At 68.2% G+C, this 13,341-nt stretch carries 9 protein-coding genes; 1 reads left to right on the top strand and 8 read right to left on the bottom strand.

Features of this window, described 5'->3' with window-relative positions:
* The first annotated feature begins 18 nt into the window (after positions 1 to 18).
* Positions 19 to 456 carry a nuclear transport factor 2 family protein gene (locus XdyCFBP7245_RS13230; protein WP_158255512.1) on the top strand — a complete coding sequence of 146 codons (438 nt, stop codon included), beginning with the start codon at positions 19 to 21 and terminating at the stop codon, positions 454 to 456.
* A gap of 183 nt (positions 457 to 639) precedes the next feature.
* On the opposite strand, the gene XdyCFBP7245_RS13225 is transcribed toward XdyCFBP7245_RS13230, so the two are convergent.
* The 8 genes from XdyCFBP7245_RS13225 to XdyCFBP7245_RS13185 all read right to left on the bottom strand — a co-directional run bounded on the left by XdyCFBP7245_RS13225 (position 640) and on the right by XdyCFBP7245_RS13185 (position 12,336).
* Positions 640 to 2,382, bottom strand: a complete 1,743-nt coding sequence (locus tag XdyCFBP7245_RS13225; RefSeq protein ID WP_104616057.1) for a hypothetical protein — start codon at positions 2,380 to 2,382, stop codon at positions 640 to 642.
* A complete protein-coding gene (locus XdyCFBP7245_RS13220) occupies positions 2,379 to 4,634 on the bottom strand; it encodes a hypothetical protein (protein WP_170068640.1) in 2,256 nt (751 codons plus the stop codon). The genes XdyCFBP7245_RS13225 and XdyCFBP7245_RS13220 overlap by 4 nt, the downstream gene beginning before the upstream one ends.
* A complete protein-coding gene (locus XdyCFBP7245_RS13215) occupies positions 4,631 to 5,821 on the bottom strand; it encodes a BatA domain-containing protein (protein WP_104616056.1) in 1,191 nt (396 codons plus the stop codon). Before XdyCFBP7245_RS13215 ends, XdyCFBP7245_RS13220 begins: the two co-directional genes overlap by 4 nt.
* Before the next feature lie 615 nt (positions 5,822 to 6,436).
* A complete protein-coding gene (locus tag XdyCFBP7245_RS13205; RefSeq protein ID WP_104616054.1) occupies positions 6,437 to 7,333 on the bottom strand; it encodes a DUF58 domain-containing protein in 897 nt (298 codons plus the stop codon).
* Between the two features lie 10 nt (positions 7,334 to 7,343).
* Positions 7,344 to 8,336 carry an AAA family ATPase gene (locus XdyCFBP7245_RS13200; protein WP_104616053.1) on the bottom strand — a complete coding sequence of 331 codons (993 nt, stop codon included), beginning with the start codon at positions 8,334 to 8,336 and terminating at the stop codon, positions 7,344 to 7,346.
* A 207-nt stretch (positions 8,337 to 8,543) separates the two neighbouring features.
* Positions 8,544 to 9,194 carry a DUF4159 domain-containing protein gene (locus tag XdyCFBP7245_RS13195; protein ID WP_386261510.1) on the bottom strand — a complete coding sequence of 217 codons (651 nt, stop codon included), beginning with the start codon at positions 9,192 to 9,194 and terminating at the stop codon, positions 8,544 to 8,546.
* A 158-nt stretch (positions 9,195 to 9,352) separates the two neighbouring features.
* Entirely contained in the window at positions 9,353 to 10,687 is a 1,335-nt protein-coding gene (locus XdyCFBP7245_RS13190) for a TldD/PmbA family protein (RefSeq protein WP_104616051.1), read from the bottom strand.
* Between the two features lie 14 nt (positions 10,688 to 10,701).
* A complete protein-coding gene (locus XdyCFBP7245_RS13185) occupies positions 10,702 to 12,336 on the bottom strand; it encodes a TldD/PmbA family protein (protein WP_170068639.1) in 1,635 nt (544 codons plus the stop codon).
* Positions 12,337 to 13,341: the final 1,005 nt, after the last annotated feature.

The raw sequence follows: 13,341 nt of genomic DNA, 5'->3' as shown, positions 1-13,341 counted from the left end.
CAATTGCGGAGCGTTGTCATGCACCCTGAAGCACCGTCCATCACCCACACCAACCCGCACGCGCTGCCTGCGCCCGCGCAACACTGGCACCGCATCGTGCTGGCGCGCGACTGGGACGCGCTGCCGGCACTGCTGGATGCGCAAGTGACTTACCACACCCCTGCACAGCTGGAGCCGCTACGCGGCAGGCAGGCGGTGACCGACGTGCTGCGCCTGGTGTTCAGTGCCTTCGACAGCTTTGCGTATCTGCGCAGTTTCGCTGGCGAAGACGGGCATGCGCTGGAGTTCACCGCACGCGTCGGCGACAGCACGCTGTTCGGGATCGACCTGGTGCGCTTCGATGCGGACGGCAAGCTGGTGGAATTGGTGGTGATGCTGCGCCCGCGCGAGGGCCTGGATGCGTTGGGCGCGGCATTGGCAAGACGCGCGCAGCACGGCGACGCGCAAGCCGAGTAAGCGCGGCCCAAAGGATGGTTGGCAAGGGCACCGCATCGCCGCAGCACGGATGTCCTACCGCTGTGGCTGCTCATGATTGCCTGCGCGCGATGCCAGGGCCCATGAAACGACGGCAGTGACGCCGAAACGACAGCGCGGATCAGTGCAGTACGCACAGCCGCACGCTTGCCGGCGCTCAGCCGCTCAGCCGCGCCTGCGTTCCAGCCACCACGTGGCGGTTGCCACCGCCAGCCATAGCAGCAGCCAGGGCCAGCGCGGTCCGGGCTGCGGCGCAGGGTGCGTTGTTGCAGATGTGGAGACGCCAGCCGCAGCCAGCGCCAACGTGTGCGCGCGGAGTTGATGCCGGTACAGCGCCGGCGCGTCGGCGGGCGCGCGCACATAGATCCAGCGCGGGCTGGGCCCGCCGTACAGCCGATGCCAGCCGGTGGTTGCCGGCCAGTAGCCGGCGCAGTGCGCCGGGTTGCCGGTGCGTTCGGCCAGCAGCGGCTGGCGGCTGCCACCGGGCGCGCCCACAGAGGCGTCGGCGGTCAGATCGCACACGGTCATGCGTTGTCCCGACCAACCCTCCTGCACCGCCGACGGTGGCGCACCTGCCGGGCGCGCCACCGCGCCGAGCAATTGCGCCCAGAGCTGCGCATGCACTGCGCGCTGGCCGGCCAGCACCAGCGTGTAACTGTCCTGGACCACGCTCACACCGATGCGCCCGCGGCCGACGCTGCGCCACCAGCCCAGGGCCGTGCCGTCGCTGGCGCGCGCGGCGATCACCGCATCGCTGCCTTGCGGCTGCAGGTTGCGGCGTTGCAGCGGCGGCGGGGCGGTCTGTGCACGCGCATCGCCAGGCGTGCCGGCCGGTGCCAGGGTCACGGCGGTGCTGGCGTCGCCGCCGGTCACTGCCAGCCCGAGCGCGCCCAGCGCGGTGCGGGTGGCGGCATCGGCCGGCTCGGCCGCCTGCACCAGCACGCCCAGGCCGCGGGCGATCGCTGCGCTCACCGCTTGCCGTTGCGGTGTGGGCATGGCCAGCAGGCGCCGGGTGTCCAGCACCAGCACGTCCAGCCGGTCCAGGCTGGCGGCGTCCAGGCTGATCGCATCGCCGAGCTGCAGGCCGGCGCTGACGCTGACCTGGCTGCGCGCCGCCAGCCCCGCATCGCTGGCCCAGCGGCGCAGGTACTTGAACTCCGGCTGCGGCGCACCGGCCAGCAGCGCCACCCGGGCCGGCGCCACGGCGGCGATCTGCACCGGCACGTCGAGGCGGCCCTGGTCGCCGCCGGCGGCATCGCGCAGCTGCAGCGCGAACAGCACCTGCCCTGGTGCATTCGCCAGGCCGCGCAGGCGCACCTGGCCACGTGCGTCCGGGCGGGCGCGATCGACGCGTTGGCCGGACGGGTCGAGCAGATCCACCTGCGCATTGGCCATGCCCTGCACCTGCGCGGTGATGGCGACCAGCTGGCCCGGCGCCACGGCCGCCGGCGCCCAGGCCGCGACCAACCCGCGCACGGGCGGGCCCAGCGCGGCCTGCACTGCCACGCCTGCCAGGCCATCGCGGTCGCGCGCGGGCAGGCCGTCGCCATGCACCACCACGCTGGCAGTGCCGGGGTTGCGACGCAGCGCAGTGGCCAGATCCGGCACGCGCGCCACCCCGGGCAGGCGCGGAGCCTCCGGCAGCGCAACCCATTGCGCGCCCGCGCGGATCTGCGCCGCGCGGGTGCCTGCCGTGGCCACCTGCAGCACGCCGGCAGTGCCGGCCTGCGGTGGCGGCAGCAGCACCGGATAGAGCAGGGCCGCGAGCATCGGCTGGGCGGCCAGCAACCACCACAGCCTGCCCCGCGCACGCGGCTGGTGTGCATGCGCGCGCAGCAGCCGGATCCAGCCGATGACCACCAGCAGCGCCAGAACGGCGGCCACCAGCCAGGGCGGTGCAAGGGTCATGGTGGTGGGACCTCACGCAAGGCATCCAGGTAGCGCTGGCCACGCGCGTCGGCGGCCGGGCGCCGTTGCACCGGTGCCGGCGGCGCGCTGAGCGTGGGCCACATCAATGCGCGCAGCTGCGTGCGGCAACCCAGGCAGGCAGGGGCGCTGCGCAGGGTTTCCACTGCGGCAGCCACGCTGAGCGGGTCGGGCACCAGCTCCTGGGCGCCCTGCAGCCAGCGGCTGTAACGATCCAGCACAGCCTCGGGCACTGCGCCGTCTTCGCCCAACGCGGTCCACAGCGCCAGCGCCGACGGGTCCGGTGGCGGGCGGGTGTCCAGGGCGGCGGGGCGGTCGCCCAGTCCGTCGCGTTTGCCGCTCATGCGCCGGCTCGGGTCGATCGGCGGAAGTTGCGTGCCGACGCGTGCCAGATAGATGCGCTCGGCCTGCTGCACCTGCTTGATGAAGCCCAGCGCCTTGTTTGCGAACGGCAGCGCGCGCTCGGGGTGACCCTGGCGCAGTTCGCCTTCGGACTGCCACATCTGGTCCAGCGCGGCGCGCAGCAGGGCGCGGGTTTGCGGGTCCAATAAGGTGGCCGCTTCGGCGTGGTCGTGGGTGTGGCCGAACTCGGTCAGCACGTCCTGCGCCTGGCCGAAGCCGCTGCGCGCGGGGCGCCCATCTGCGTGATCGTGATCGTGGTCGTCCAGGGCAGCGGCGCCGCTGGCGGAGGCGGGGACGTGATCGGCGTGTGGCTGGGTGGCGTCATGGGCGTGGTCGGCCGGCGGGGCTGGCGCATGGGCGGTGGGCATGTCGGCGGTGGGCAGGTCATCGGCCGGTGCATCGCTGGTGGGCGGTGCGTCGGCGGTCGGCGGGCCCTTTGGCGCGCCTTCGCTTTCTTCGCCTAGGAACTGGCCGTAGCGCAGGCGCAGCAGGCGCTGGTCCACGCCGATGGCGTCGGCGCGTTTGAGAAAGGTGGCCGCGTCCAGGCGCGGCTTTTCCTTCAGCAGCGCCTCGGCGTCGATGATGATCTGGCGCTGGCTGCGGAAGTAGGCCGGCAAGCTCTGTTTGACGCTCGCCTCCAGGCCGGCGGCCATGGTCTGTTCCGGCGGCGGCCAGCGCAGGATCACGCTGGCGCTGCGGCCTTCCTGCGGGCCGGGCTGGCGGGTGTCGTGCACGATCAGCTGCGCGATCAGGTCATCACCAGCGGCCATGCCCAGCGCCTGCGGCTGCAGCGTGGCGGCGAAGTTGCGGCGGGTGGCCGGGCCGCTGCCGGTGAGCGTGCGGCGCTGGGTCTTGAAGGTGATGTTCTCGCCGCTGCCCTGGGCCAGGGTCAGGCGCAGCTCGGCGCTGGCGGCCACGGCGTAATCGTCGCTGGCTTCGAAGCGTAGTGCCCAGGCGCCATTGGCCGGTGTCCACAGCACCAGGCTCTGCTCGGGGGCGAGCACGCGCACTTGCGGCGGGCGGTCCGGCAGCACGTCCAGCCGGTGCAGTTGGCGGTCGGCGGGCGTGCCGTCGATGAGAATGCGGTACAGGTTGGCGCGCGTGGCGATCCATTGGCCCTGCCACTGGTCGCTGCTGCCCTGCCGGGTCAGCGGGATGAGGCGGCCGTCGGTGAGCCGCAACGCGACGTTGCGCGGGGCCGGGCTGACCTGCAGTTGCCAGTCCAGCCGGGTGCCGGCGGGCACGCGCGCATCCAGGCCGGGCAGCCGCGCGGCGGGCAGGCCAGTATAGGCCGGCGGTGTGCTGCGCAGCTGCGCCTGACGCAGCGTCGCGGCGCCGCTGCTGGCACGGGCAGCGGCCACGCGGTCGGCGGGGGCGGCCGGCGGCAGCGCCCGCGGTGGCCACAGCAGCAGCGCGCTGCAGGCGACCAGGCCGAGCAGGCTCCAGGGCCATGCGCGACGCCATGGCCAGGCCGGGCGCAGATCGCGCGGAGTGCTGCGCAGGCGCTGCTCCAGCCGCTGACGTTGCAGTGCCTGCAGCGGGCCCAGTTGCGTGGCCGGTGCGAACAGCAGGTCGCTGCTGTCGTCCAGGTCCGGTTCGCGATCCAGCCGGCGGATCAGCCAGGTCTGGTCCAGCTGCCGCGCCGCGTGCAGCGCGATGGCGGCCAGTATCGCGACGCCCAGCAGCAGCAGCGGCACCACCGCGGCGTGTACGCCCATGCGCCAGGCACCCGCGCCCGGCAGCAGCGCCAGCGGCCACCCGAACACCAGCACCCCGGCAGCGCGACGTCGGCGTGCGGCCTGCCAGGCGCGCTGCAGTGCGGGCATGCTCATGCCGCGCTGCTCCGGCGTGGCGCGGTGGCCAGCCAACGCTCGAGCGCAAACAGCAGCAACACCGCACCGATCAGCCACGGTGCCAGCGGCCACGGTGGTGTGGTCAGCCGGATCGCGCCGCCGCGCTGCGGCTGGAGGGTCTGCGCCAGGGCGCGTTGCGGGATGGCGGGTGGCTGCAATGCGGCGTGCAGACGGGTGGGGAACTCGGCGTCCAGCAGCGCCGGCAGCTGCTGCGGTTGCAATGGCGCGGCCCAGCGCAGCAGGCGCCCACGCCCGAATGCGGCGGCGTCGAGTAACGGCTGCTCGTGGAGTTCAAGTGCAGGTTGCAGCGCGGCGGCGAGTGCCGGCGGCACCGGCGTGCGCGCATCCAGCAGCAACTGGCCACCGGCCGCCACCCAGTCCAGCACCGGCGCGGGCGGGGCGGTGGACGACAGCCATGCCACCACCGTGCCGGGTGCCCAGCGCGCCGGCACGGCATCGGCGGGCGTGCCCACCGGCAAGCTGCCCGGCAGTGCCCAGGCGGCATGCACCGCGCGTAGATAACGCAGGGCCGGTGCAGCGCTGTCGTCGGCAATTGCCTGCAAGCGCAGCGGTACGCTGGCAGGCGTGGCGGCCACCGGCGATGCACCGGGCAGCACCTGCCACTGCACCGCACGCGACAGCTGCACCCGTTGCGCATCCACCACGCCCCACTGCGCGGGTACGATCACGCTGAGCGGCGCGTCTGCAGGCAAGCTGGCATCGAGTTCGCGCAGCAGGCTGCTAACCGGTTGTGGCCTGTCGGCCTGCGCACCATTGCTGGTGGCGACATCTGCCTTGGCATCGATCGGTGCAAAGCCCGGCGCCAGCCACACCCATTGCGCATCCTTGGGCTGCGGCAGCGCGCGTGCTGCGGCCAGGTCCACACCCGGGCTCACTGCGATACGCGGGCGTGAATCCTGCTGCGCACGCAACGCCGGTTCTGCCAGCAGCAGCGCCAACGCGGCAAGCAAGAGCAGGCGCACCAGCAGCAACGGCAGCTCGTCCAGGCGCACGCGGTGGCGCGGGCGCGGCACTGCACGCAACCAGCGCAGCGCCGCGAAATCGGTGGGCCGGTGCTCGCTACGCCGCGCCAGATGGATCAGCAGCGGCAGCAGCAACGCGGCCAATGCCGCGAGCCCGGCGGGGAACAGCAACAGCAGGTTCATGCCCCTGCCTCTGCGCTGACGCTGGGTGCGAGCGCATGCATGGTGCTGCCGGTGTGCGGGTGGCTGTGGGTAGGGTGGGTTTGCTGGCTCAGCGGCAGCAGTTGTAGCCGTAACTGCGACTCCAACTGCAATCGCAGCCGCAGCCGCAAGCCGCGCACGCGCGCGACGGTGGTCGGCGTTGTACGGATGCGAAGACGTCGCCTAGGCGACTGCAGTGGCCTGCAGAGTTGCATGGCGTGCACGTGCTCGACGTTGGTCAGCGTTGCACCCATGCAAAGACCTCGCCTAGGTAACTGCCCCCACAACTGCGATTGCAATCGCAACAGCGGTGGCATGCGCAGTTGCATGGCGTGCGCATGCGCAACGTTGGTCTGCACTGCACTCATGTGCAGGCGTCGCCCGGGTGATGCAGATACATCGCGCATGGCGCTGTACGCCGCGCTGGTATCGACATGCCACGCGCGATGCTACCCGGCACGCATGGCTGCCTCTGCGTACGTTGCCCGCTGACTGCAGGACGCGTTTGCCGCTGTGGTGGCTGCTGTACCGCCACTGCCGACAGCGAGACCGATCGCGCGCTGGAATGCGCCGTCGTCGCCCCGCGCAGGCACACGCTCATCGAGCCGTACCCTGGCCGAACAGCTGGCGCAGCGCGGCATCGGCCGGCGCGTCCAGGTAATGCACGGCATGCGCGATGCCGGCCGCGGCCCAGCGCGCCTGCCGTGCACGCTGGGCCGCGGCGAAGCGTTGCAGGTAGTCGTTGCGCATCGCCGCGCCGTCGCCGAGCCGTTCTTCGCCGGTTTCCGGGTCGCGGAAGCGGTGCCCACCGCTGAATTGAAAATCGCGTTCGTCGCAGGTGAGGACCTGCAGCTGCAGTACTTCACGGCGCGCGGCGGCGAATTTTTCCAATGCGCTCGCCAGTTCTTCATCGAACCCATCGCCGATGGACAGCAGCAGATCGTGCGCGGCGATGCGTTCCCACAACGGCCGCAGCGCTTCCAGTCCGGACCAGCGGCCGCCGGCGCGCAGGCCGTGCAGGGCCAGCCACAGCCGGTCGCGCTGACGGCTGCCGACACCGGCCGGCACCGCAACCAGGCCGCCGCCATGCAAAGCATACAGGCCGACACGGTCGCCTTGCTGCAGCGCCACTTCGGCCGCGCAGGCGGCAAGCGTCGCCATCGTCTGCAGGCGGGTGTGCTGCGGCCGCGCGCTGTCGGTCTGCCCGGCCGACGCGGTGGCATCGAGCAGCAACCAGAGCGTCAGCGGGCTTTCGCGCTCGGCTTCGCGCACGAAAAACCGGTCCGAGCGCGCGTAGAGCTTCCAGTCGATCTGGCGCAGCGCATCGCCCGGCTCGTAGGCGCGGTATTGCGCAAATTCCAGCCCGGCGCCGCGGCTGCGGCTGGCGTGCTGGCCGATCCCGTGCCCGCCCTGCGCCTGACGCGCACGCAGCTGCAAGCCGCGCAAACGGCTGCGCATATCGGCGGGAATCAGGGCCGGCAGCGGTGGATGCATGGCGCTGCGCTCAGCTCGGGAACGGCACCGCGCGCAGCAGCGCGGCGACCACATCATCGGCACTGCGTTGTTCGGCTTCGGCAGCGAAGGACAGCAGCAACCGATGTCGCATCACCGGCGCCGCAAGCGCCAGCACATCGTCGCGCGTGGCGGCCAGCCGGCCATGCAGCAACGCGCGCGCCTTGGACGCCAGCACCAGCGACTGCCCCGCACGCGGGCCGGCGCCCCATTTGATCCATTGCCGCACGTCATCGCTGGCCTGCGGGCCGGGACGGCTTGCCCGCACCAGGCGATTGATCCAGGTCAGCAGATCCGCGCCCACATGCACCTGCCGCACTTGCCGCTGCAGCGCCTGCACGCTGGCCGCATCCATCACCCTGGGCACCTGCGCGCTTGCGCTGCCGGTGGTCTGGCTGAGGATGTCGCGCTCTTCCTGCTCGCTGGGGTACTCCACGCGCACATGCAGTAAAAAGCGGTCCAGCTGCGCTTCCGGCAGCGGGTAGGTGCCGGCCTGCTCGATCGGGTTCTGCGTGGCCAGCACGAAGAATGGATCCGGCAACGCATAGGTGGTGCCGGCATAGCTGACGGTACGCTCGCTCATCGCTTCCAGCAGCGCGGCCTGTGTCTTGGGCGGGGTGCGATTGAGTTCGTCGGCGAGCAGCAGGTTGGTGAAGATCGGCCCCTGCTGAAAGCGGAAATGCCGGTGCCCGGTACCGTGGTCTTCTTCCAGCAGCTCGGTGCCCAGGATGTCGCTGGGCATCAGATCGGGGGTGAACTGCACGCGGCGGAATTGCAGTTCCAATGCCTGGCCGAGCGAGCGCACCAGCAGCGTCTTGCCCAGCCCGGGCGCGCCTTCCAGCAGGCAGTGGCCACCGGCGAGCAAGCCGATCAGCAACTGCTCCACCACCGCGGCCTGGCCCACCACGGCCTGGGCCAAAGCGGCGCGCAGCGCGCCAAGTTGCGAGAGCTGTGCAGTGAGTCTGTCTTCGTCGGGGGAGGTCATGCGGAGTCTCTGGTGATGTGGCGGCGTGCGGACGGCGGTTTGGCGCGTGCTGCGGTGTTACTGGTGGAGCTGCATTGCGTGCGCTTCCATCAAGGCAGTGCTGGTACCTGCATGCCGATGACGGTTCACGGCGGAACATGCCTTGCGTAGGAGCGTGCCCGCGCGCGAAGCTTTTTCGGTGGGCCGCATCGTGCGCTGCGCAGCATGTCAGTTAGTCAACGCATACATCACGATATTGACCGCGAATTTGGTGTTGTCTTCGGCCAGAAAACGTTTGTTGCGCCAGTCGTAATCCCATTCGCAGCCGTAATCCTTGTTGCTGTAGAGCACACCCAATCTTCCATCGATGCTGATGCCCTTGAGATAGTCGTGCACCAGATCATCGCCCCAGCCATTGAGCTCGAAGCTGGTGGCGGGCGGGCCGTCCGGGAACTTGAAGAATGCGCTGTAAAGACGATGGTTCTTCGGTAATTTCTGCAGCGCGCTCTTGCCGAACAGCGCGGTCATCTGCGCCTCGAACGAGGTAGCGAACAAGCCATCGATATCGTGGTTGCAATCGTCCACAAACACGAAGCCGCCGTTACGCACGTACTGTTCGAAATTGCGCCGCTCGGCCGGATTGAATTCCACCAGCTTGTGCCCGGACAGATAGCAGAACGGCGCTTGCAACATGCGCGGATCGGCCAGGTCGATAACGTGTTCTTCCGGGTCCACCCGCAGCTGCGTGTAGTCGATCAACGAGGTGATCAGGTTGGATGGCATGCGCGCATCCACATCCCAATCGCCGGAGTCGTAGCGCAGCCGCGTAAACCAGAAGTCGTAAGCGCCGGCCGCACGCGCCGGCCATGGCAGCGCCAAACCGGCGGCGCTGCCAAGCAACAGTTGCAGGAAATGGCGGCGCGATGTCGGAGCCGGGAGGGAATCGGGAACCGGAAGCACTCGTGAACACTCAGGTTGAGAGAAGCCGCTCTTGCTCTCCCATTCCCGATTCCCGACTCCCGATTCCCGGCTTCTACTCACACCGCATCCGACAACGAGGTAAACGTGAAATCACGCAGCCGCATCGGCGGGATCATCATCACGTAGCTGGATTCATCGCCGGCCACGCGCACCGGCTTGCCCAGTTCGTCGATGTTGTTGAGCATGATGATCGGCGATTCGTTGAAGCGGAAATTCTTCACCGGGTATTTGATCTGCCCGTTCTCGATGTAAAAGGTGCCATCGCGGGTCAGCCCGGTCAGCAGCACCGTCTGCGGATCAACCATGCGGATGTACCAGGTGCGCGTGACCAGGATGCCTTTCTCGGTGCCGCGCACCAGCTCGGCGATGTTCTTGTCGCCGCCGGCCATCAGCAGATTGCCCGGCTCGCCGATCGCACGCTTGCCGTTCTTCTGCGCCCAATAGCGCGAATACTGCAGGTTGGCGACCTTGCCGTTTTCGACGATTGACATCTTCTCGCGTGGCAGGCCTTCTTCGTCCCACGGCATCACCGCAGCACGCGCATCCCACGGGTCGGCGGTGATGTTGACGCGCGGGTCGTACACCTGCTCGCCCAGTTTGTTGCCGCCGCCCTTCTTGGACAGGAAGCTGCGGCCCTCGTCGGCTATGCGCGCATCGAAGTAGCGCATCATGAACGAGATCAAGCCGGCCGCTGCTGCCGGCTCCAGAATCACAGTGTATTTGCCCGGTTCCAGCGCCTTGGCTTCGGCCGAGTCGCTGGCCTTGCGCATCGCGATGCGGACGTCCTGCTCGGCCTTGAAGTCGGACGCGTCTTTCAGATTGCGCCCCACCCAGCCCGAGCCGCGGCCGTCTTCGGTGCGCACGGTGCAGGTGTAGTCGAAGCGTGCGTCGCGCTGATAGCCGAAGTTGCCCTTGCTGTTGGCAAAGGCGGTAAAGCTCTGGCCGTCTTCCAGGAAGCCGGCGGCGATCAATCCCTTGCCCTTGCATGGGGCGATCGAATCGGCGGCCACCTGCGCGCGGAACGCCGGGTCGATGGCGGCGGTGGATTCGCTGAAGGTGGGGCTGGCTTTGTAGGTCTGCTTGTCGACGGCCGGCATGAACTCGGGGTTTTCCGGTGCCAGCTTTGCCAGATCTTCGGCGCGGCGTACTACGCGTTCCAGCGATGCATCGTCGAACTCGTTGATGGTGGCGATGCCCACGCGCTTGCCGAACGCCACCTGCACCTGCAGATCGGTATTGTCGACAATGCCGCTGGTGGACACGTTGTTGAGCGCAAAACGGATGTTGCCGTCGATGGCGCCAGTGAGCGTGGCGGTGCACTCATCGGCCTTGGACAATTTGATGACCTTGTCCAGGATGGCCTTGGCCTGCGCTTCGGTAAGGATGCTCATGTGGGTTTCTCCTGTCAGCCGAGCGAGCGGGCGGTGTTGATGACGTTGATGCCGTCGAAACGGGCAGTGGACGAGCCGTGCGAGACCGCCGAGGACTGGCTGGGCTGGCCCTTGCCGTCGAAGAACGAACCGCCCAGGCGGTAGTCGCGCTGATCGGCCACCGCGCTGCAGGCATTCCAGAATTCTGGCGTGCGGATCTGGTAGGCCACGTCTTCGAGCATGCGGGTGATGGCGCCATTCTTGATCTCGTAGAACAGCTGGCCACCGAACTGCGCGTTGTAGCGCTGTTGGTCGATGGAGAACGAGCCATCGCCGATGATGTAGATGCCGTTTTCCACGTTCTTGATCAAATCGCTCACGCTCAGCGGCGTCTTGCCGGCAGCCAGCGACACATTGGCCATGCGCTGGAACTGCACGCTCGACCACGAGTCGGCATAGCAGCAGCCATCGGAGGCGGTCTTGCCGAGGATATGCGCCTGATCGCGGATGGCCTGGTAGTCCACCAGCTTGCCGTCGCGGATCAGATCCCACTGCTTGGTCTTGACGCCTTCATCGTCGTAACCCACCGCGCCCAGGCTGCCGGGCTGGGTCTTGTCGGCGAGGATATGCACCTTGTCGCTGCCGTACTGGAAACCGGCCTTGAGCTTGTCCAGCGTGGCGAAACTGGTGCCGGCGTAGTTGGCCTCGTAGCCGAGCACGCGGTCCAGCTCCAGCGGGTGGCCCACCGATTCGTGGATGGTGAGCCAGGTGTGCGACGGGTCCAGCACCAGGTCGTACTTGCCCGGCTTCACCGACGGCGCCTTGAGTTTTTCCTGCGCCTGCTTGGCGGCGGCGATGGCATCTTCCTTCATGTCGTAGGACAGGCCGTAGTTCACCACGCCATTGGGCGAGACGAACTTGCCCGAGGCTGCGCCATCCAGATATTCGTAGCCCAGTCCCATCGGCGCGGACAGCCCCTCGCGGGTGCGGAACTTGCCGCTGGCCTTGTCGATGGCGGTGACGGTCAGCGGCGCCCAGATGCGATGCACATCCTGGTCGATGTAGGAGCCATCGGTACTGGCAAAATACTTTTGTTCGTTGACCACGAACAGCATCGAGTTGACGAAGCTGGCGCCGGCCGCGGTGGCGGCGGCATTCACGCCCAACAGCAGGTCCACCTTGTCCTTGATCGGCACCTCCATCGCGTTCTTGGTGATCGGCGTCTTCCAGCTGACCTCGCCAACACCGGGCGTGGGTGCCAGCTGCACCGGCGTGCCCTGCACCTTGGCATTGGCCTTGGCGATGGCAGCCGCTTGCGCAGCGGCCTTGGCCACGCCCTGCTCGGTCAGATCGTTGGTGGCAGCAAAGCCCCACGCACCGCCCAAGATCACGCGGATCCCGGCACCGATGGATTCGGTGTTGACCACGTTCTGCACCTTGTCTTCGCGGGTGATCACGAACTGGCGCAGATAGCGGCCGATGCGCACATCGCAATAACTGGCCCCGGCCTGACGCGCGGCAGTGAGCCCGGCATCGGCCAGGCGCTTCTTGCGGCCCACATCGAAGGGCGTCAACAACTGTTCGGCGGCAATCGCCTTGCCGAAGTAGGCCGGCACGATCAGCCCGCCCATGGTCAGCCCGGTCAGGGCCAGGAAATCACGTCGCTGCACGGCAACTCCCCAATAGTCCCGCGCGGCGCGCAGGTGGTGTGGTGACGCGCAGACGGCTCTGCACGCGGTATCTCCGATTCTTGCCGGGCGAAGAATGCGGCGTCAAATGACTTTCGGCAGGGGGGTGTGGGTAAGCGATGTCCCACATGACGTCAGTGACGCGGCGGATCTGTCTTGAAACGTGGCGAACACGACTGGCTGCACATGCGTGCTACATCATCGCCGCGACACGCGGTTGATCGATGCCGCACGCGTTTGTCCTGTTGACGATCGCGCCTTCCGTGAAGATCGCAGCGTTGTGCGCAGTAGTTGTCTTACATGTTCCAAACAGCTTGAACACGCAGTGGGTATTCCAGTCGCGCAGTGATAGGGCTGCGCTTTGGCTGCAGGGCCCTTGCCCGCCTACCATCGCGGGACACGCTGCAAGTACGTCCATGTAAGCTCTTTGGCGGCATCCATGCCGCCAAAGGTCCCGCGACGGTAGGCGGGCAAGGACCAGTGAAGAGGGTCGGTGTGTTGGTTTTCAACAAGCGATCGATCAACGTGCCGGTGCGGTGTCCTTACCGCTTGCGGGACCCTGTGGCGGCATGGATGCCGCTACGGAGCGTCCATGGACGGATTTACAGCGTGTCCCGCGAGCGGTGAGGGCACCGCATCCCCGACGCACCAGGCATTTGACGGCATCCAAGATGCGGTATGTCTCGACGTCTCTGTGCTTCTGAGCCTAGTGACCACAGTGAATGTCTCAGTCGCGCACTGCTACGGCTGCGGTTTCGCTGCATGGTCCTTGCCCGCCTACCATCGCGGGACACGCTGCAAGTACGCCCATGTAAGCTCTTTGGCGGCATCCATGCCGCCAAAGGTCCCGCGACGGTAGACGGGCAAGGACCAGTGAAGAGGGTCGGTGTGTTGGGTTTTCAACAAGCGACCGACCACCGTGCTGGTGCGGTGTTCTTACCGCTTGCGGGACCCTATGGCGGCATGGATGCCACCACGGAGCGTCCA

The organism is Xanthomonas dyei (genome assembly GCF_002939865.1).
In the GTDB taxonomy this organism is placed as follows: domain Bacteria; phylum Pseudomonadota; class Gammaproteobacteria; order Xanthomonadales; family Xanthomonadaceae; genus Xanthomonas; species Xanthomonas dyei.
Note: the sequence above shows the minus strand (reverse complement) of the source record. Positions and strands in the feature narration are given on the sequence as shown.

Bases quoted from the DNA above. Each gene is read 5' to 3' on its own strand.
- XdyCFBP7245_RS13230 (WP_158255512.1), top strand. From the start codon at position 19: ATGCACCCTGAAGCACCGTCCATCACCCACACCAACCCGCACGCGCTG.
- XdyCFBP7245_RS13225 (WP_104616057.1), bottom strand. From the start codon at position 2,382: ATGACCCTTGCACCGCCCTGGCTGGTGGCCGCCGTTCTGGCGCTGCTG.
- XdyCFBP7245_RS13220 (WP_170068640.1), bottom strand. From the start codon at position 4,634: ATGAGCATGCCCGCACTGCAGCGCGCCTGGCAGGCCGCACGCCGACGT.
- XdyCFBP7245_RS13215 (WP_104616056.1), bottom strand. From the start codon at position 5,821: ATGAACCTGCTGTTGCTGTTCCCCGCCGGGCTCGCGGCATTGGCCGCG.
- XdyCFBP7245_RS13205 (WP_104616054.1), bottom strand. From the start codon at position 7,333: ATGCATCCACCGCTGCCGGCCCTGATTCCCGCCGATATGCGCAGCCGT.
- XdyCFBP7245_RS13200 (WP_104616053.1), bottom strand. From the start codon at position 8,336: ATGACCTCCCCCGACGAAGACAGACTCACTGCACAGCTCTCGCAACTT.
- XdyCFBP7245_RS13190 (WP_104616051.1), bottom strand. From the start codon at position 10,687: ATGAGCATCCTTACCGAAGCGCAGGCCAAGGCCATCCTGGACAAGGTC.